This window comes from Hydrogenophaga crocea, from assembly GCF_011388215.1.
Lineage (GTDB): Bacteria > Pseudomonadota > Gammaproteobacteria > Burkholderiales > Burkholderiaceae_C > Hydrogenophaga > Hydrogenophaga crocea.
This window is the reverse complement of record NZ_CP049989.1, coordinates 3,373,861-3,391,611: the sequence shown is the minus strand read 5'-3', so window position 1 is coordinate 3,391,611 and position 17,751 is coordinate 3,373,861. Positions and strand designations below refer to the sequence as shown.

The window sequence follows — 17,751 nt, the reverse complement described above, 5'->3', positions numbered from 1 at the left end:
CGGGCGGGGGAGGTCAGGGCGTGAGGCGGGCGATGAGCTGTTCGCTCAGCACGCGGGCCGCTTCGTCCCAGGCAACAGGGACGCCGATTGTAGAAAGGTCGACCGTTTCGAGGCCCACGTAGCCGCAGGGGTTGATGCGGCGGAAGGGTTGCAGGTCCATGGCCACGTTGAGCGCCACGCCGTGGTAGGTGCAGTGGCGGCTCACCTTGATGCCGAGCGCGGCGATCTTGCCCAGGCCCTTGAAATCGGGCTCGGGCGCGGGGCTGCCGGGCTCGCGCCGCGCGGGGGCCTGGGGCAGACGGGCATGGCTGCCCGGGTCCTCGAGGCGCACATAGATGCCCGGCGCGCCCGCCACCCGGTGGCCCGTGACGCCGAAGCGGTCGAGCGTGCGGATCACCGCGTCTTCGATGCGGTAGACGTACTCCTTCACGTAGTAGCCCGCGCGCTGCAGATCGATCAGCGGATAGGCCACCACCTGCCCGGGGCCGTGGTAGGTGACCTGGCCGCCGCGGTTGGTGGCCACCACCTCGATGTCGCCCGGCGCGAGCAGGTGGTCTTCGCGGCCCGCGAGGCCTTGCGTGAAGACCGGCGGGTGCTCGCAAACCCAGAGCTCGTCGGGGGTGTCGGGGCCGCGCGCGGCGGTGAAGGCCTGCATCGCCTCGTAGGTGGGCCGGTAGTCGACCCGGCCGAGCCAGCGCAGCTGCATGGCCGGCTCAGAGCACGACCTTGACCAGCGGGTGCGTGGTCAGCGTGCGGTAGACCTCATCGAGCTGGTCGCGGCTGGTGACGAACACGGCCACCGTGAGGCCCATGTAGTTGCCGGCCTTGCTCGGGCGGCGCTCGAGCGTGCTGGCGTCGAACGAAGGATCGAAGTTGCGCACCACCTCGACGATGGCCTCGGCGAAGCCCTCCACGTTCTCGCCCATGACTTTGATGGGGAAGTGCGTGGGATAGGTGATGAGCGACTGCTCGGGTGGGATGTCGGGCGGCGTGTTCATGGCGGTGCTCAGATGGATTGCGCGGCGATGGCGCGTTGGTAGGCCGCGTGCAGCCTCGCGCCCACGGGCCCGGGGCGGCCGCTGCCCACGGGACGGCCATCGAGGCGCGTGACCGGCAGCACCTCCTTGGTGGCCGAGGACAGCAGCAGCTCGTCGGCGGCGAAGACCTCCTCGCGCGCCACGCGGCGCAGCTCGAACGGAATGCCTTCGTCGCGGCAGATCGATTCGATCAGTCCGTAGCGGATGCCTTCGAGCACGAGCTCGTCCCTGGGCGTGCCCAGCACGGCGCCGTTCTTCACGACCCACACGTTGCTCGACGCGGCCTCGCTCAGGAAGCCGTCGCGGAACATCACCGTTTCGGTGGCGCCCACGTCGGCGCTGATCTGGCGCGCCAGCACCGAGCCGAGCAGGCTCGTGCTCTTGATGTGGGCCTTGCGCCAGCGGAAGTCGTCGGCCGTCACGCAGACCACGCCTTCGGCGCGCTGTCCGGCGCCCGGTTGTTTCATCTCGCTGGCCAGGGCGAACACGGTGGGCACCAGGCCATCGGGCATCACGTGGTCACGCACCGCGACGCCGCGCGTGACCTGCAGGTACACGAGCTGGTTCGCCGCGCCCGCGGCCTGCCGGTCGGCAATGAGGCGGCGCGCGATCGCCAGCCATTGCTCGCGCGTGTGCGGGTTGGGAATGCGCAGCTCCTGCAGCGACCGCTCAAGCCGCGCCATGTGTTCGTCGAAGCGGAAGATGCGGCCTCCGTAGGCCGGCAGCACTTCGTAGACGCCGTCGCCGAAGATGAAGCCGCGGTCGAGCGGGCTGATGCGCGCGTCCTTGACCGGGCCGTAGCTTCCATCGAGGAAACACAGCGCATCGGGCAGGAACGGGGAGGTCATGGCGGGATTATCGGCCGCGGGGTATACCGAGGGCGTGACGAGGCCCGGCACCTTGACGGTGTCATGGGGTTTCTACGTATAATCAATGGCTTTGCGACTCGGACCCACCTGTCATTTGTCTGTCAACCGCGATGTCGACCATGCTGCAAGCCAAGCCGACACCGCGCTGGACCGATGACCACGGAGATGGGGCGCAAGAACCCGAATTCAAGCCGCTGACGCGCGAAGAGGCGCGGCAGTGGCGGGCCAGTCAGCCGGTGCTCTCGCCCTGGCGGCTGGTTGGGGTGCAGTGGCTCGTGGGGCTGCTGGCCGCTGTGCTTGCCTGGCTGCTGTCGCGGTCGGTGCCGCTGGCGGTCTCGGTCCTCTACGGTGCGGCAGCGGTGGCGCTTCCCTCGGCCTTGATGGCCTACGGGTTGACCTCCAGCGCCTTGTCCCGGCTGTTGTCGGGCTTTGCGCAGGCTGCTTTCGCCGGCTTCCTGTTCTGGGAAGGTGTCAAGGTTCTGCTGTCGGTGGCCATGCTGGCCGCCGCGGTGTGGATCCTGCCCGAGCCGAACTGGATGGGCTTGCTGATCGGGATGGTGTTGGTTCTCAAGGTCTTCTGGTTTGGGTTTCTGCTCCAGACCCGCAGGCCGGTCAAAAACGGTTGACGCTCCGCGCATTGGTGCACACAAATGGCTGCTGAAGGCACTCTGACCCCCGGCGAATACATCCGCCACCACCTCGTTCACCTGACGAACAAGAAGCAGGAGTCGATCGTCGACTTCTCCGTGCTCAACGTGGACTCGGTTGTGGTCAGCAGCCTGCTGGGTCTGCTGATGTGCTTCGTGTTCTGGCTGTGCGCGCGCAAGGCCACTTCGGGCGTGCCGGGCCGCTTCCAGGCCGCGGTCGAGATCCTCGTGGAAATGGTGGACAACCAGGCCAAGGCCGTGATCCACAACGCCACCAGCCGCAAGCTCATCGCGCCCATGGCCCTGGCCGTGTTCGTCTGGATCTTCCTGATGAACTTCATGGACATGATTCCCGTGGACCTGCTGCCCAGCATCTGGCACAGCGCTGGTCCCGCCCTGGGCTTCAAGGACTACCTGCGCGTGGTGCCCACCGCTGACCTGTCCACCACCCTCGGCCTGTCTTTCTCCGTCCTCGTGCTCTGCCTGGTCTACAACATCAAGATCAAAGGCCTGGGCGGCTGGACGCACGAATTGGTGACCGCCCCCTTCGGCACCAGCAAGAACCCCGTGTGGGCGCTGCTGCTGGGCGTGGTCAACTTCCTGATGCAAATGATCGAGTTCGTGGCGAAGACGGTTTCGCACGGCATGCGGTTGTTTGGCAACATGTTCGCGGGTGAGCTGGTGTTCATGCTGATCGCGCTGCTGGGGGCTTATGCATCCCTCTCGCTCGGCGGTGGACTCTTCTTCGTCGGACACCTGATCGCCGGCACGATCTGGACGCTGTTCCACATTCTGGTCATCGTCCTGCAGGCGTTCATCTTCATGATGCTGGCCCTCATTTATCTGGGGCAGGCGCATGACGCTCACTGACGCGACCGTCCTGGACGCGCTCGGGTAATTTCGCTTCGTTTCTTTTCTTTCTCAACAAACTTCCATCTCAACAGGAGTCATCATGGAAAACGTTCTGGGTCTCGTCGCTCTGGCTTGCGGCCTCATCGTTGGTCTGGGCGCCATCGGCGCTTCCATCGGCATCGCGCTGATGGGCGGCAAGTTCCTCGAATCGTCGGCCCGTCAGCCCGAGCTGATGAACGACCTGCAGACCAAGATGTTCATTCTGGCCGGCCTGATCGACGCAGCCTTCCTGATCGGCGTGGCCATCGCCCTGCTGTTCGCCTTCGCCAACCCGTTCACCCTGTAATTCGGTTGGTCGGCGCCCGTGCGGGCGCGGCAGTTCGAGGCCCGGGTCGTCCCCTTGCGCCGTTCTGCCGCTCCGCCGGGCCGCCGGTGTGTTTTCACCTTAGTCCACACAGAAAGGCGTTGCGATGAACATCAATGCAACCCTCTTTGCGCAGGCCCTCGTCTTCGCGATCCTGATCTGGTTCACGATGAAGTTCATCTGGCCGCCGATCGCAAAAGCGCTTGACGAGCGCGCATTGAAGATTTCCGAAGGTCTGGCCGCTTCCGAGAAAGCCAAGACCGAACTCGCCGCCGCCAACCAGCGCGTCGAGGCCGAGCTGAGCCAGTCGCGCAACGAGTCCGCCACCCGCCTGGCCGACGCCGAGCGCCGCGCCCAGGCCCTGATCGAAGAGGCGAAAGCCCGCGCCAACGACGAAGCCGCCAAGATCGTGGCCGCCGCGCGCCAGGAAGCCGAGCAGCAGGTGATCAAGGCCCGCGAAGCCCTGCGTGAGCAGGTCGCCGTGCTGGCCGTCAAGGGCGCCGAGCAGATCCTGCGCAAGGAAGTCAACGCCGGCGTTCACGCCGACCTGCTCAACCGCCTCAAGACCGAGCTCTGATCGAGCGCACGCACAGGAACGACGACATGGCCGAAATCGCCACCATCGCCCGCCCGTACGCGGAAGCCTTGTTCAAGGCGTGTGGCCAGGATGCCGCCGGTGCGGCGGCCTGGCTGGACGCCGTGGCCGCCGTGGCCGCTGACGCCCAGCTCCAGCAGTTTGCCGACAGCCCCAAGGTGACCCCGCAGCAGGTGTTCGACCTGATCGCCGGTGTGCTCAAGAGCCCGCTGCCGACCGCCGGCCAGAACTTCCTGCGCACCGTCATCGACAATGGCCGCCTCGCCGCGCTGCCCGAGATCGCCGCCCAGTTCCGCGCGCTCAAGAACGCCCGCCAGGGCACGTCCGACGCCACCGTCTACAGCGCCTTCGCGATCGAGCCTGCGGCCCTGGCCGAGCTCTCGACCGCGCTCGAAAAGCGCTTTGGCCGCCAGCTCAACCTGCAGGTCGAACTGCAGCCTGAGCTGATTGGCGGCATTCGCGTGGTGGTCGGCGACGAGGTGCTCGACACCTCCGTCAAGGCCCGCCTGGAACAGATGAAAGTGGCCCTCACGGCCTGATGGCCCTGACCCGCCCCGCGCCGCATACCCATTAACGAAAGAAGGAAAGAGTCATGCAACTCAATCCCGCCGAAATCTCCGAACTGATCAAGTCGCGCATCGAGGGTCTGGCCGCCAATGCCGACGTGCGCAACCAGGGCACCGTGGTGTCGGTCACCGACGGTATCGTCCGCGTGCACGGCCTGTCGGACGTGATGCAGGGCGAAATGCTCGAGTTCCCCGCCAACAAGGACGGCGTGCCCTCGTTCGGCCTCGCGCTCAACCTCGAGCGCGACTCCGTCGGCGCCGTGGTGCTGGGTGAGTACGAGCACATCTCCGAAGGCGACACCGTCAAGTGCACGGGCCGCATCCTGGAAGTGCCGGTGGGCCCCGAACTCGTGGGCCGCGTGGTCAACGCCCTGGGCCAGCCCATCGACGGCAAGGGCCCGGTGAACGCCAAGCTCACCGACGTGATCGAGAAGGTCGCCCCGGGCGTGATCGCGCGCCAGTCGGTGGACCAGCCGGTGCAGACCGGCCTGAAGTCGATCGACTCGATGGTGCCCGTGGGCCGTGGTCAGCGCGAGCTGATCATCGGTGACCGCCAGACCGGCAAGACCGCGGTGGCGATCGACGCGATCATCAACCAGAAGGGTCAGAACATGACCTGCATCTACGTCGCCATCGGCCAGAAGGCGTCGTCGATCAAGAACGTGGTGCGTGCCCTGGAGCAGGCCGGCGCGATGGAATACACCATCGTGGTCGCCGCCTCGGCCTCCGAGTCGGCCGCCATGCAGTACCTGTCGGCCTACTCGGGCTGCACCATGGGTGAGTACTTCCGCGACCGCGGCCAGGACGCCCTGATCGTGTACGACGACCTGTCCAAGCAGGCCGTGGCCTACCGCCAGGTTTCGCTGCTGCTGCGCCGCCCGCCGGGCCGCGAAGCCTACCCCGGCGACGTGTTCTACCTGCACAGCCGCCTGCTCGAGCGCGCGGCCCGCGTGAACGCCGACTACGTCGAAGCCTTCACCAAGGGTGAAGTCAAGGGCAAGACCGGTTCGCTGACCGCGCTGCCCATCATCGAAACGCAGGCCGGTGACGTGTCCGCCTTCGTGCCGACCAACGTGATCTCGATCACCGACGGCCAGATCTTCCTGGAAACCAGCCTGTTCAACGCCGGTATCCGTCCCGCCATCAACGCCGGTATCTCGGTGTCGCGCGTGGGTGGTGCGGCCCAGACCAAGCTGATCAAGGGCCTGTCGGGCGGTATCCGTACCGACCTCGCGCAGTACCGCGAACTCGCGGCCTTCGCGCAGTTCGCCTCCGACCTCGACGAAGCCACCCGCAAGCAGCTCGACCGCGGTGCCCGCGTGACCGAACTGCTCAAGCAGGCCCAGTACAGCCCGCTGCCCATCAGCCTGATGGCGGCCACGCTGTTCGCGGTGAACAAGGGCTTCCTCGACGACGTGGACGTCAAGAAGGTGCTGGCTTTCGAGTCGGCCCTGCACGCCCACCTGAAGGACAAGCACGCCGCGCTGCTGACCAAGCTGCAGAACGACAAGGCCATGGACAAGGACGCCGAAGCCCAGCTGTCGGCCGCCATCGCCGAGTTCAAGAAGACCGGCACGTACTGAGCGCCCCAGGACCCAACCAGGAGCAGCGATGGCAGCAGGCAAGGAAATCCGCGGCAAGATCAAATCGGTGGAGAACACCAAGAAGATCACCAAGGCCATGGAGATGGTCGCCGCCTCCAAGATGCGCAAGGCGCAGGACCGCATGCGTGCGGCCCGGCCTTACGCCGAGAAGGTGCGTCAGATCACGGGCAACCTGAGCAAGGCCAACCCCGAGTACACGCACCCCTTCATGGAGACGAACGACGCCAAGACCGCCGGCTTCGTCGTCGTCACCACCGACAAGGGCCTTTGTGGCGGCCTCAACACCAACGTGTTGCGCGCGGTCACCAACGAGCTCAAGGCCCTGCAGGCCAAGGGTGAGACCGCCGAGGTCGTCGCCATTGGCAACAAGGGTCTGGGCTTCATGAACCGCATCGGCGCCAAGGTGGTGTCGAGCGTCACGGGCCTGGGCGACACGCCGCACCTCGAAAAACTCATCGGCCCCGTCAAGGTGCTGCTCGATGCGTACACCGAGGGCCGCATCAAAAGCGTGCACGTGGCCTACACCCGCTTCATCAACACGATGAAGCAGGAGGCCGTGGTCCAGCAACTGCTGCCCCTGAACGCCGAGTCCCTGCAGGACGGCGCCGGTGGCCGCGACTGGGACTACATCTACGAACCCGACGCACCCGCCGTCATCGACGAACTGCTGCTGCGCTACATCGAGGCGCAGGTGTACCAGGCCGTTGCCGAGAACATGGCGTCCGAGCAGTCGGCGCGCATGGTGGCCATGAAGGCCGCGACCGACAACGCGGGCAATGTGATCAGCGAGCTCAAGCTCGTCTACAACAAGACCCGCCAGGCCGGCATCACCAAAGAGCTGTCCGAGATCGTCGCCGGCGCCGCCGCCGTGTAAGGCCCGCGCCCTCCCGAATCCAGAGAAAACAGAAGGTAAACATCATGTCTCAAGTGCAAGGCAAGATCGTCCAGTGCATCGGCGCCGTCGTGGACGTGGAATTCCCGCGCGACCAGATGCCCCGCGTGTACGACGCGCTGAAGATGGAGGGCTCGGCCCTCACGCTGGAAGTCCAGCAGCAGCTCGGTGACGGCGTGGTGCGCACCATCGCCCTGGGCTCGTCCGACGGCCTGCGCCGCGGCATGCTGGTGAGCAACACCAACGCCCCCATCACCGTGCCCGTGGGCAAGGCCACGCTGGGCCGCATCATGGACGTGCTGGGCAGCCCCATCGACGAGCGCGGCCCGGTCGACCAGACCCTGACCGCGTCCATCCACCGCAAGGCCCCGGCCTATGACGAGCTCTCGCCCTCGCAAGAGCTGCTCGAAACCGGCATCAAGGTGATCGACCTGGTGTGCCCGTTCGCCAAAGGCGGCAAGGTGGGCCTGTTCGGTGGCGCCGGCGTGGGCAAGACCGTGAACATGATGGAGCTCATCAACAACATCGCCAAGGCGCACTCGGGTCTGTCCGTGTTCGCCGGCGTGGGTGAGCGCACCCGCGAGGGCAACGACTTCTATCACGAGATGGCCGACTCCGGCGTCGTGAAGCTCGACAACCTGGCCGAGTCGAAAGTGGCCATGGTGTACGGCCAGATGAACGAGCCCCCGGGCAACCGCCTGCGCGTGGCCCTGACCGGCCTGACCATCGCCGAGTCGTTCCGCGACGAAGGCCGTGACGTGCTGTTCTTCGTGGACAACATCTACCGCTACACGCTGGCCGGTACCGAAGTGTCCGCCCTGCTGGGCCGCATGCCTTCCGCCGTGGGCTACCAGCCGACGCTGGCCGAAGAAATGGGCCGTCTGCAAGAGCGCATCACCTCGACCAAGGTCGGCTCGATCACCTCGATCCAGGCCGTGTACGTGCCCGCGGACGACCTGACCGACCCCTCGCCCGCCACCACCTTCGCCCACCTGGACTCCACCGTGGTGCTGTCGCGTGACATCGCCGCCCTGGGTATCTACCCCGCCGTGGACCCGCTCGACTCCACCAGCCGCCAGCTCGACCCGCTGGTCGTGGGTGAAGAGCACTACTCGGTGGCCCGCGCCGTGCAGGGCACGCTGCAGCGCTACAAGGAACTGCGCGACATCATCGCCATCCTGGGCATGGACGAACTGGCGCCCGAAGACAAGCTGGCCGTGGCCCGCGCGCGCAAGATCCAGCGTTTCCTGTCGCAGCCCTTCCACGTGGCCGAAGTGTTCACGGGCTCGCCCGGCAAGTACGTGCCGCTGGCCGAGACCATCCGCGGCTTCAAGATGATCACCGCCGGCGAGTGCGACCACCTGCCCGAGCAGGCCTTCTACATGGTCGGCACCATCGACGAAGCCTTCGAGAAGGCCAAGAAGCTCGCGGGCTGATCGCCCACAGCCTGAGGAACCACCATGAGCACCATCCACGTCGACGTGGTCAGCGCCGAGGAGTCCATCTTCTCGGGCGAGGCCAAATTCGTCGCCCTGCCGGGCGAGGCGGGTGAGCTCGGCATCCTGCCCGGCCACATCCCGCTGATCACCCGCATCAAGCCGGGTGCGGTGCGCATCGAAAAAGCCGACGGCGGCGAGGAGTTCGTCTTCGTGGCCGGCGGCATCCTCGAGGTGCAGCCCGACGCCATCACCGTGCTGTCCGACACCGCCATCCGCGGCAAGGACCTCGACGAGGCCAAGGCCACCGAAGCGCGCAAGCAGGCCGAGGAAGCCGTGAAGAACGCCAAGAGCGATGTGGACCTGGCCAAGGCCACGTCCGAACTCGCGGTCATGGCGGCCCAGATCGCTGCGCTGCGCAAGTACCGCCAGAAGAAGTGATTCCCTCGGGATTCCTTCGCCAGAGACCGGCCGCAGGCCGGTCTTTTTTTTGAGTGCCGTCTGGTCAGGGCAATAGCCCGCCACTATGATGGCCCGACAGACCCCGCGCTTCCATGTCTTCTCTTTTCGACAGCCCCGAACTCGCGCCCGAAGAAGTGGCGGCCCGGCTGCTGGTCACGCCCACGGCCCTGGCCGATCTCACGATCGCGGACGCCGCCCGGATCGTGGGCTACATGAGGCCCAAGCTGATCAAGGCCGGCACGGTCGTGATCCACGAAGGTGAGGTCAAAGGCAACGACTACATGCTGCTCGTGCTCGAGGGCGACATCGCCGTCGAGAGCGAACTGCCGGGCCTGCACGAGAACATGGTGGTCAACATCATGGGGCCGGGCCACCTGATCGGTGAAATGGGCGTGCTCGACGGCGCGCCGCGCTCGGCCACCTGCACCGCCAACACCGACATCGCCGCCGCGGTGCTCTCGCGCACGGCGCTCATGCGCCTGATGCGCGAAGACCCGCGCCTGGGCGCGCGGCTGCTGCTCGCGATCTCCAAGCGCCTGGCCGATCGCCTGCGCGAAACCACGCGCAAGCTCAAGACCTTCGCCCAGATGAACAAGGCGCTGCAGCAGGAGTTGCAGGTGGTCATGAACAACCGCACCAACCTCCCGCGCGGCCGCGGCTGAGGCCGCGGACTCACACCCGCAACACTTCGTCGGGCAGCTCGTTGTGCGCGGGCACCCCGGGCCCGGCGGGGCAGTGCATCACCAGCAGGGCCGATACCTCTTCGAGTGCCTGCGTGAGCCCGTCCTCGACCTCGCCCGCGCGCAGCCGGGTGCCCAACCGGTCCACGATGGCCTGCCAGGCTGAGGGCGGCACGTGGCGCGCGAGCCCGCGATCGGCCACGAACTCGATGGCGTTCTCGGCCAGCAGCAGGTAGATCAGCACGCCGTTGTTGTGCTCGGTGTCCCAGAGCCGCAGGCGGCCGAACCAGGCCAGCGCACGCTCGCGCACCACCGCGGCCAGCGCCGCGTCGTTGTGCACGCGCAGCACGTAGCTCGTGGGCAGGCCGGCCTCGACCAGCAGGCGCACCTCGCCCGTGTGCCGCGCTTCGCTCGCGCGCACGCGCGCGGCCAGGCGCTCGGCCATGTCGTCGGGCACGGCCCGGCGGCTGTCGCCGGGGTCCATCCAGCGGTGCCGGAACAAGCGCCACCAGCGGTTCATGCGCGGGCCCTCACCAGCCGCCGGAGGCGCCGCCTCCGCCGAAGTTGCCACCCCCGCCGGAGCGAAAGCCGCCGCCGCGGCCACCGCCGCCCCAGCCACCCCCCCAGCCGCCCCCGCCACCCCAGCCGCGCTCGCGCGGGCCGCCCGGCATTGGCAGTTGCACGGGGGTGAAGCGCCCCAGCACCGCCAGCACCATGCCGATCAGGGCCGCACCGATCGCGATCCAGAGCACCGAGGTGATGACCCAGGCCAGCAGGCCGGCCGCCGCGCCCGTGAGCGGAATGCCCAGCGCGCGTCCGAAGGCGCGGCGCATGAAACCCGCGAGCATGGGCACGGCGAACACCAGAAACAGCCAGGGCACCTCCAGATCGCCGGTGCCCTCGCGCGCGGCCGGCGCCGCGGGCTCGGGCAGGGCCTCGCCGCGCACCGCGGCCTCGATGCGCGTGAGGCCCGCGTTGATGCCACCGGCCCAGTCGCCCTGGCGGAACGCGGGCGCCACCGCCTGGTCAAGGATGCGGCGCGCGAGCAGGTCGGGTATCGCGCCTTCCAGCGCCTTGGCCGGCGCGATGCGCATGCGCCGGTCGTCCTTGGCGATCACGAACAGCAGACCGTCGCCCACCTGCGCTCGCCCGATCTTCCAGGCGTCGCCCAGGCGCTGCGTGTAGTCGGCGATGTCCTCGGGCGCGGTGCTGGCCACGAGCACCACCACGATCTGCGTGCCCTGTGCCTGTTCGAAGGCCGCCAGGCGCACCTCGAGCGCCTGCAGGGCCCGCGCGTCGAGCGTGCCCGTGAAGTCCATGGCGCGCGCGCGCAGCTCGGGCACGGGCTGCAGGCCCTGCGCCCCCGCCAGCGCGGCGGCGGCCAGCCACAGCCAGGCCAGCAACAGCGCCGCGCGCCCGGCCTTCATGGCTTCTGCGGGGCCTGCGGCGCGGGGCTGCCGAAGTCGACCTTGGGCGGCGCGCTGATGGCCGCTTCGTTGGCCACGCTGAAGTTGGCCTTGGGCTGGTAGCCGAACACCATGGCCGTGAGGTTGCTCGGGAAGCTGCGCGCGAGCACGTTGTAGGCCTGCACCGACTGGATGTAGCGGTTGCGCGCGACGGTGATGCGGTTCTCGGTGCCTTCGAGCTGCACGCGCAGGTCGGCGAAGCCCTGGTTGGCCTTGAGGTTCGGGTACTGCTCGACCACCACCATGAGCCGGCTCAGCGCGCTGCCGAGCTCGCCCTGCGCGGCCTGGAATTTCTGCAGCGCGGCCGGGTCGTTGAGCAGTTCGGGTGTGGCCTGGATCGCGGTGGCCCGTGCGCGCGCGTTCACCACGGCTTCCAGCGTGCCGCGCTCGAAGTTGGCCTCGCCCTGAACGGTGGCGACGATGTTGGGGATCAGGTCGGCCCGGCGCTGGTACTGGTTGAGCACCTCGGCCCAGGCCGAGCGGCTCTCTTCGTCGAGCCGCTGGAAATCGTTGTAGCCGCAACCGCCCAGCAGCAGGGCGGTGCACACGAGCAGGAGATGGAACAGGCGGCGCATGGCTTCTCCCCAGGGGTGGCACAGGTTGCCGGCCACTATACCGCCCGGCCTTGGCGGCGGCGGCACAATCCCGGCATGCGCAAACCCAAAATGCCACCGGGCTCGTCCGACGACACCGAGGCCGCGTTCTACGAAGCCCTGCAGCAGGCCGATATCGAGCGCCTGATGGCCTGCTGGACCGACGAAGACGACATCGTCTGCGTGCACCCGGGCGGTCCGCGCCTGATCGGCCATGAAGCGATCCGTGCCGCCTTCGAGGCCATGTTCGCCAACGGCGGCGTGATGGCCGTGCCCGAAAAAATGCAACGCCACGACGACGGCCACTGCAGCGTGCACAGCGTGGTCGAGCGCGTGTCCATCCTCACCGACGATGGCCCGCAGCACGCCTTCGTGCTCGCCACCAACGTGTATGTGAAGACCGCGCGCGGCTGGCGCATGGTGCTGCACCACGCCAGCCCCGGCTCGCGCGTGGAGCCGCCCGAGATCACCGCCACGCGCCCCGTGCTGCACTGAGGCCCGATGAAAGCCGAACCCGCGGCCGACCTCAACGCCTTCCGGGCCCCGTGGTGGCTGCCGGGCGGCCATGCCCAGACCATCTGGCCCGCGCTGTGGGCGCGCCGCCACTTCGGCCCGCCCCCGCGCTGGCGGCGCGAGCGCTGGGACACGCCCGATGGCGACTTCATCGACGTCGACCGCGCAGAGCACGCCAGCCACCCGCAGGCGCCGCTGCTGGTGCTGTTCCACGGGCTCGAAGGCGGCTCGGGCAGCCAGTACGCCATGGCCTTCGCCGACTTCGCCGCCGAGCGCGGCCTGGCCTATGCGGTGCCGCACTTTCGCGGCTGCTCGGGCGAGCTCAACCGCGCGCCCCGCGCTTACCACTCGGGCGACTTCGAAGAGATCCACTGGATCCTGCGCCGCTTTGCCGCGGCCGACCCGCAGCGGCCCCTGATCGCTGCGGGCGTCTCGCTCGGCGGCAATGCGCTGCTGCGCTGGGCCGGCGAGATGGGCGAGCAGGCCGCGCAGACCGTGCGCGCCGTGGCCGCCATCTGCTCGCCACTCGACCTGGCCGCGGGCGGCCACGCCATCGGCCGCGGCTTCAACCGGCAGGTCTACACGCGCATGTTCCTCAACACCATGAAGCCCAAGGCGCTGCGCAAGCTGGCCCAGCACCCGGGCCTGTTCGATGGCGAGGCGCTGCGCGCCGTGCGCGACCTCTACGCGTTCGACAACCTCTTCACCGCGCCCCTGCACGGATTCAAGGGCACCGACGACTACTGGCGCCGCGCCTCGGCCAAGCCGCACCTCGCGCGCATCCGCGTGCCCGCGCTCGCGCTCAATGCGCTCAACGATCCCTTCGTGCCGGCCGCGTCGCTGCCGCGCGCAGGCGAGGTCGGGCCGCACGTCACGCTCTGGCAGCCGGCGCACGGCGGTCACGTGGGCTTTCCGAGTTCGCTGGGTGCCTGGGGCCTGCCGGGCCATGTGCGCACCATGCCCGAGGCGGTCGGCCACTGGCTGCTCTCGCACACCTGAGGCCCGCCATGGACGACATCGTCAAAGCCGCCCTGGCCAAATGGCCCAACGTGCCACACTGCCACGGCTGGCTGGGCCTGGACGCGCGCGGCCAGTGGTACATGCGCGACGACCGCACCCAGGCCGCGGGCCCGTTTCCGCAGAGCAAAGGCTCGCTGCTGCGGCACGACAAGTTGGTGGCCTTCATCCACCGCAACTACCTCGCCGACGAAGAGGGGCAGTGGTACTTCCAGAACGGCCCGCAGCGCGTGTACGTCGAGCTCGAGGCCACGCCCCAGGTGTGGCGCCTGCAGCCCGATGGCCGCGTGCTCGCGCACACCGGCGCGCCCGCGCAGGTGCGCTCGAGCTGGGTCGACGAGGCAGGCCGCCTGTACCTCGACACCGACATCGGCTTCGGCCTGGTGCACAGCGCCGACATGGCCCTGGCGGCCGATCGGGTGGAGGCGGGTGACTGGTTGCCCCAGGACGTGCGGGCGGCCGAGCTGCCCGCGCGGTACGGCTATGTGATGAGCCCCGAGGCCATGAAAAAAGCCGGTCGGTGACCGGCTTTCGTCTGGGCTGCGGGCCGCTTACCTGGCGGCGTTGACCAGGTACTCGACCGCAGCGCGGATCTCGGCGTCGGAGGCGGCCATGGCGCCACCCTTGGGCGGCATCGCGCCCTTGCCCTTGATGGCGCTCGCGGTCAGTGCGTCCACGCCCTGCGCGATGCGCGGGGCCCAGGCGGCCTTGTCACCGGTCTTGGGGGCGCCGGCCACGCCAGCGCCATGGCACACGGTGCACGACTGCTTGTAGAGCGCCTCACCGGCGTTGGCCACGGGCGCGGCGGTGGGGGCGGGCGCGGCCGCGGGCGCCGGCGCGGCGGCAGGGGCAGCGGCCATCACGGGCGCGGCGGGCGCTGCAGCGGCAGGGGCGGCAGCGGCCGGTGCGGCTTGTTGCGGCTCGGCGAACTTGGCGCCAGCGGCGTTGGCCATGTGCACCACGGCGCGGCCGATCTCGGCGTCGCGGAAGGCGCCGCCACCCTGGGCGCCCATGGCGCCTTTGCCCTTGAGCGCCGAGTTCAGCAGCGCGTCGTAGCCGGTGGCGATGCGGGCCGCCCAGGCGCCGGCGTCACCGAACTTGGGGGCACCGGCCAGGCCGGCTTCGTGGCAGGCCGCGCACTGGGCCTTGTACACGTTGGCGCCGGCTTCGAGCGGGCGGTTGGCGTCGCGGATCTCGATCGAGCCGACCTTCTGGATGCGCTGCGCCGTGGCCTGCTCCATGTTGACGGCACCAGCGGCGGGCTTGTTGCCCGAGGTCACGTAGAAGACCAGGCCGATGATGATGAAGACGGGCACCACGAACGCGAAGAACGACGTCCACAGCAGTTGGGCGGGCGTCTTGATGGGGCCGGTGTGGGAATCGTGCGCGTGGTCGCTCATGGGGTCCTCAGGGGGAGTGGCAGGCGGGCCATCAAGGCCTTCTGGCAAGGCCCGCCGGGCGGTGGCGGACAGCCCGCGATTATAGCCAGCGGGCCTGGGCCCTCTCGGGATCCCGAGCGTGCGGCTAGAATGACCGGCTCTGCGCGGCTGTAGCTCAGTGGATAGAGTATTGGCCTCCGAAGGCTGTCGTCATTCGGGAAGCGCGCAGTAGAACGAGTATTGGTCTTTTCCAGCCACGCGGCTGTAGCTCAGTGGATAGAGTATCGGCCTCCGAAGCCGAGGGTCGTGGGTTCGATCCCCGCCAGCCGCGCCATACCTCACCTCCTCGGTGAGTAGCCAATCACAAGGGCAGTTGATTGGCTTCGACGTCGACTTCTTGAGCAAGCGTTCTAGGGCACAGCAGGACTTTGGACCAATGGTCTGAAGGAATGCCGCAGGTCTTCCTGTGCCCTGGCTGTGCCTTGGCTGTGCCATGCCTAACACACGCAAGGTCCAGTTGCGACCCTCGGTCCCGTGCCAGGAAGATCCTCCGAATCCTGCGCCCTGCGGGTTGGACAGCAACGCTGATGCGTTGGTCCACTTTGCAGCGGTTGCGGTCTGCCGGGAGCGGGCGCCGAACGTTCGTTCTGCGCCACGTTGCAGACGTTCAGAACTCCGCGACAACGATGGACCGCTTGCAGAAGGCGAGGTCGTAGCTAGACTGCCGCAATCGGCCATCAGCAGACATAGCCGTTGTGTCTCCATAGCGGACAGCCAACATCGATCTCGACCCGATCATGGGCACGCCATGGGGCACTTCCGACACGCCCCGCCGAAAGCCCACAGACCCACACCTCGGATTGATCAGGCAGGGCGAGCCGGTCAGTTCCGAGACGACGGCCGAAACATCTCACGGTGCAAGCCCCAATGCTCGACCGCGGCGATTAGAACGCTCGATTCACCGTCGTCAACATGCGCGTCGACTTCTGCAAGCTCGACACACAAGCGCAGCAACTTCAGCCGTAGCGCGGGGTCCTGGACTTCACCCATCAGGTCCGCCAGCGTGCGCTCGTCCACCGGGCAGGCGTCGGCCCACTTCAACTGGTCGCTGGACAGCAGATCCTCGCAGAAGGTGTCCAGCAGCGCGTGCAACTCATGCCGCGCCAGACCCAACTGCTCATGCACGGCAAGGCGGTCGAGCCACTTGATCTCAGCGTCGCCGATGTCGCCATCGGCGACCACCGTCAGTGCGACGATGCGGGCTGCGGCCTGCGGGCTGTTCACGGGATAACTGCGCATCATGGGTCTCCCTTGGGTGCAGTGGGTCGCGGGTCAGTCGAAGATGTTGCTTAGCCAGGACTTCCTGCGGCCGCCCTGCTGGCCTCGACCATGCTCGTAATCGGAGTCCGCGAACTGGGGCTGTGATCGGGCGGCCGCGTTGCCGGCTGGGACCGGTGGTGCCAGGCTCGCCGAGCGCTCGATCAGCTTGTCGAGTTCGCCGCGGTCCAGCCACACGCCGCGGCATTGCGGGCAGTAGTCGATCTCGACGCCCTGGCGGTCGCTCATCACGAGTGCGGTGTCGGTGCAGGTGGGGCATTTCATGGGGTGCTCCTGATGAGGGTTCATTCATCCGAGTTGCCGAAGCCGAACAGGCTGAGCAGACTCGTGAACAGGTTGAAGATCGAGACGTACAGCCCGACGGTGGCCAGCACGTAGTTGGTTTCGCCACCGGTGACGATGCGACTGGTCTCGTACAGGATCAGGCCGGCCGACAGCAGCGCCACCATCGCGGCGACGGCCAGGCCCAGCGCCGGAACCTGCAGGAACACCGCGCCCAGGCCGGCAATCAGCGCGATGACCATGCCGGCGAACAGGAAGCCGCCCATGAAGCTGAAGTCGCGACGGGTCGTCAAGACCCAGGCCGACAAGGCCAGGAAGGTGGCGCCCGTGGCCGCCAGGGCCATCGTCACGACCTGTGCACCGCCGGGCAGTGCCAGCGACTTGGCCAACACCGGCCCCAGGGAGTAGCCCATGAAGCCCGTCAGCGCAAACACAGCCGGCAAGGCCCAGCCGCTGTTCTTGAACTTGTAGACAGCAAAGAGCAGGCCGAAGTAGCCGCCCAGGGTCAGCAGGATGCCCGGCGCCGGCAGCTGGAACGTCACGCTGGCAGCAGCGATGGCCGCGCTGAACAGCAACGTCATCGACAGCAAGGCGTATGTGTTGCGCAGCACACGGCTCGTACCTACGACATCCGTGGGTGTCGCGTTGCCTGCGGCGATAGACGCCGAATGCGCGGTCTCCGGGCGAGTGGTCGAGGGGATGGGCGTCATGGAGTTCATGGAGTCGAGTCCTGAGGTCGTTCGAGTTCAGCGTTCGTGACCGATGAAGCGCTGGCGCATGCGACGGGAGTCACTGCCCCGGCGCCACAAGCGCATCAGGAACCGCGCGGCACGCGCCAGCGCGTTGTCCAGCGCCGTGCGCCAGTCGCTCGCCACGGAGGCGACGACCACCGACCCGGCGCCATCGGTCCGGAGTTCCACCTGGCAGCGCTTGTCGATGCCGCCGCGCGGCCCGTTCACGTCCGACATCTGCACCTCGGCGCGCGGCACGAGCCAGCCCAGGCGTCGCAGCACGAAGCGCACGCGGCGCTCGGTCAGGTCGCGCAAGTCAGTGGCTTGCGGATGGCGGGACTTGAAGAGCACTTGCATCACGGATCTCCATCGGTTGAGGGACAGACGGAATGTGGGGTGCCTGGCGGTTCTGGAAAAGCAGTCTTTCG

24 protein-coding genes and 1 tRNA gene are annotated in these 17,751 nt (G+C 67.9%); 14 read left to right on the top strand and 11 right to left on the bottom strand.

Annotation, left to right across the window (positions count from 1 at the left end):
* Positions 1–13 precede the first annotated feature (13 nt).
* From lipB to G9Q37_RS15980, 3 genes are read right to left on the bottom strand one after another with little or no spacing between them, the layout of a single operon-like run.
* A complete protein-coding gene (gene lipB / locus G9Q37_RS15990) occupies positions 14–706 on the bottom strand; it encodes a lipoyl(octanoyl) transferase LipB (RefSeq protein ID WP_166228662.1) in 693 nt (230 codons plus the stop codon).
* Between the two features lie 7 nt (positions 707–713).
* Positions 714–998: an HP0495 family protein gene (locus G9Q37_RS15985; protein ID WP_166228660.1), complete on the bottom strand. Its 285-nt coding sequence runs from the start codon at positions 996–998 to the stop codon at positions 714–716.
* An 8-nt stretch (positions 999–1,006) separates the two neighbouring features.
* On the bottom strand, positions 1,007–1,885 hold the full coding sequence (locus tag G9Q37_RS15980) for a D-amino acid aminotransferase (protein ID WP_166228658.1): 879 nt from the start codon (positions 1,883–1,885) through the stop codon (positions 1,007–1,009).
* 140 nt (positions 1,886–2,025) lie between these two features.
* Here G9Q37_RS15980 and G9Q37_RS15975 point away from each other — a divergent pair, with 140 nt between their 5' ends.
* The 10 genes from G9Q37_RS15975 (at position 2,026) to G9Q37_RS15930 (ending at position 9,986) form a co-directional block, all read left to right on the top strand.
* Positions 2,026–2,532, top strand: coding sequence for an ATP synthase subunit I (locus tag G9Q37_RS15975; protein ID WP_166228656.1), 507 nt, complete (start codon positions 2,026–2,028; stop codon positions 2,530–2,532).
* Between the two features lie 24 nt (positions 2,533–2,556).
* The gene (atpB, locus tag G9Q37_RS15970) at positions 2,557–3,423 is read left to right on the top strand and encodes a F0F1 ATP synthase subunit A (protein ID WP_166228654.1); all 867 of its coding nucleotides are present in this window, start codon (positions 2,557–2,559) and stop codon (positions 3,421–3,423) included.
* A gap of 82 nt (positions 3,424–3,505) precedes the next feature.
* Positions 3,506–3,751, top strand: a complete 246-nt coding sequence (gene atpE, locus G9Q37_RS15965; RefSeq protein WP_009519254.1) for a F0F1 ATP synthase subunit C — start codon at positions 3,506–3,508, stop codon at positions 3,749–3,751.
* Between the two features lie 124 nt (positions 3,752–3,875).
* Complete coding sequence (locus G9Q37_RS15960; RefSeq protein WP_166228652.1) at positions 3,876–4,346, top strand: F0F1 ATP synthase subunit B; 471 nt, start codon at positions 3,876–3,878, stop codon at positions 4,344–4,346.
* A 26-nt stretch (positions 4,347–4,372) separates the two neighbouring features.
* Complete coding sequence (locus tag G9Q37_RS15955) at positions 4,373–4,903, top strand: F0F1 ATP synthase subunit delta (protein WP_166228650.1); 531 nt, start codon at positions 4,373–4,375, stop codon at positions 4,901–4,903.
* Positions 4,904–4,956: 53 nt separating this feature from the next.
* Positions 4,957–6,513 carry a F0F1 ATP synthase subunit alpha gene (atpA, locus tag G9Q37_RS15950; RefSeq protein WP_166228648.1) on the top strand — a complete coding sequence of 519 codons (1,557 nt, stop codon included), beginning with the start codon at positions 4,957–4,959 and terminating at the stop codon, positions 6,511–6,513.
* Between the two features lie 28 nt (positions 6,514–6,541).
* The gene (atpG, locus tag G9Q37_RS15945; RefSeq protein WP_166228646.1) at positions 6,542–7,408 is read left to right on the top strand and encodes a F0F1 ATP synthase subunit gamma; all 867 of its coding nucleotides are present in this window, start codon (positions 6,542–6,544) and stop codon (positions 7,406–7,408) included.
* Positions 7,409–7,452: 44 nt separating this feature from the next.
* Positions 7,453–8,862, top strand: a complete 1,410-nt coding sequence (atpD, locus tag G9Q37_RS15940) for a F0F1 ATP synthase subunit beta (protein ID WP_166228644.1) — start codon at positions 7,453–7,455, stop codon at positions 8,860–8,862.
* A 24-nt stretch (positions 8,863–8,886) separates the two neighbouring features.
* Positions 8,887–9,303: a F0F1 ATP synthase subunit epsilon gene (locus G9Q37_RS15935; protein ID WP_166228643.1), complete on the top strand. Its 417-nt coding sequence runs from the start codon at positions 8,887–8,889 to the stop codon at positions 9,301–9,303.
* A 113-nt stretch (positions 9,304–9,416) separates the two neighbouring features.
* Positions 9,417–9,986 carry a cyclic nucleotide-binding domain-containing protein gene (locus G9Q37_RS15930; protein ID WP_166228641.1) on the top strand — a complete coding sequence of 190 codons (570 nt, stop codon included), beginning with the start codon at positions 9,417–9,419 and terminating at the stop codon, positions 9,984–9,986.
* Positions 9,987–9,996: 10 nt separating this feature from the next.
* Here the strand turns inward: G9Q37_RS15930 and G9Q37_RS15925 are convergent, their stop codons facing one another.
* From G9Q37_RS15925 to G9Q37_RS15915, 3 genes are read right to left on the bottom strand one after another with little or no spacing between them, the layout of a single operon-like run.
* Complete coding sequence (locus G9Q37_RS15925; protein WP_166228639.1) at positions 9,997–10,524, bottom strand: TPM domain-containing protein; 528 nt, start codon at positions 10,522–10,524, stop codon at positions 9,997–9,999.
* A gap of 10 nt (positions 10,525–10,534) precedes the next feature.
* A complete protein-coding gene (locus G9Q37_RS15920; RefSeq protein ID WP_166228637.1) occupies positions 10,535–11,431 on the bottom strand; it encodes a TPM domain-containing protein in 897 nt (298 codons plus the stop codon).
* Positions 11,428–12,045, bottom strand: coding sequence for a LemA family protein (locus G9Q37_RS15915; protein ID WP_166228635.1), 618 nt, complete (start codon positions 12,043–12,045; stop codon positions 11,428–11,430). The genes G9Q37_RS15920 and G9Q37_RS15915 overlap by 4 nt, the downstream gene beginning before the upstream one ends.
* Before the next feature lie 75 nt (positions 12,046–12,120).
* Between G9Q37_RS15915 and G9Q37_RS15910 the strand changes: the two genes are divergently transcribed.
* From G9Q37_RS15910 to G9Q37_RS15900, 3 genes are read left to right on the top strand one after another with little or no spacing between them, the layout of a single operon-like run.
* Complete coding sequence (locus G9Q37_RS15910) at positions 12,121–12,558, top strand: YybH family protein (protein WP_166228633.1); 438 nt, start codon at positions 12,121–12,123, stop codon at positions 12,556–12,558.
* Positions 12,559–12,564: 6 nt separating this feature from the next.
* Positions 12,565–13,575: a YheT family hydrolase gene (locus tag G9Q37_RS15905; RefSeq protein WP_166228631.1), complete on the top strand. Its 1,011-nt coding sequence runs from the start codon at positions 12,565–12,567 to the stop codon at positions 13,573–13,575.
* A gap of 8 nt (positions 13,576–13,583) precedes the next feature.
* On the top strand, positions 13,584–14,117 hold the full coding sequence (locus G9Q37_RS15900) for a DUF2946 family protein (RefSeq protein WP_166228629.1): 534 nt from the start codon (positions 13,584–13,586) through the stop codon (positions 14,115–14,117).
* A gap of 27 nt (positions 14,118–14,144) precedes the next feature.
* Here G9Q37_RS15900 and G9Q37_RS15895 read toward each other — a convergent pair whose 3' ends face one another.
* Positions 14,145–14,993 (bottom strand): c-type cytochrome, encoded by an 849-nt coding sequence (locus tag G9Q37_RS15895; RefSeq protein WP_166228627.1) that lies wholly within the window; start codon positions 14,991–14,993, stop codon positions 14,145–14,147.
* 237 nt (positions 14,994–15,230) lie between these two features.
* On the opposite strand from G9Q37_RS15895, the gene G9Q37_RS15890 reads away from it, so the two are divergent.
* Positions 15,231–15,306 (top strand) — tRNA-Arg (locus tag G9Q37_RS15890).
* Positions 15,307–15,854: 548 nt separating this feature from the next.
* On the opposite strand, the gene G9Q37_RS15885 is transcribed toward G9Q37_RS15890, so the two are convergent.
* Genes G9Q37_RS15885 through G9Q37_RS15870 form a run of 4 tightly spaced genes read right to left on the bottom strand, consistent with a single transcriptional unit; the run spans position 15,855 to position 17,680 of the window.
* The gene (locus G9Q37_RS15885) at positions 15,855–16,256 is read right to left on the bottom strand and encodes a tellurite resistance TerB family protein (protein ID WP_166228625.1); all 402 of its coding nucleotides are present in this window, start codon (positions 16,254–16,256) and stop codon (positions 15,855–15,857) included.
* Positions 16,257–16,304: 48 nt separating this feature from the next.
* Complete coding sequence (locus tag G9Q37_RS15880; RefSeq protein ID WP_011829324.1) at positions 16,305–16,574, bottom strand: TFIIB-type zinc ribbon-containing protein; 270 nt, start codon at positions 16,572–16,574, stop codon at positions 16,305–16,307.
* Positions 16,575–16,594: 20 nt separating this feature from the next.
* Complete coding sequence (locus G9Q37_RS15875) at positions 16,595–17,311, bottom strand: Bax inhibitor-1/YccA family protein (RefSeq protein ID WP_011829323.1); 717 nt, start codon at positions 17,309–17,311, stop codon at positions 16,595–16,597.
* 27 nt (positions 17,312–17,338) lie between these two features.
* Positions 17,339–17,680 carry a hypothetical protein gene (locus G9Q37_RS15870; RefSeq protein WP_041929608.1) on the bottom strand — a complete coding sequence of 114 codons (342 nt, stop codon included), beginning with the start codon at positions 17,678–17,680 and terminating at the stop codon, positions 17,339–17,341.
* Positions 17,681–17,751 lie beyond the last annotated feature (71 nt).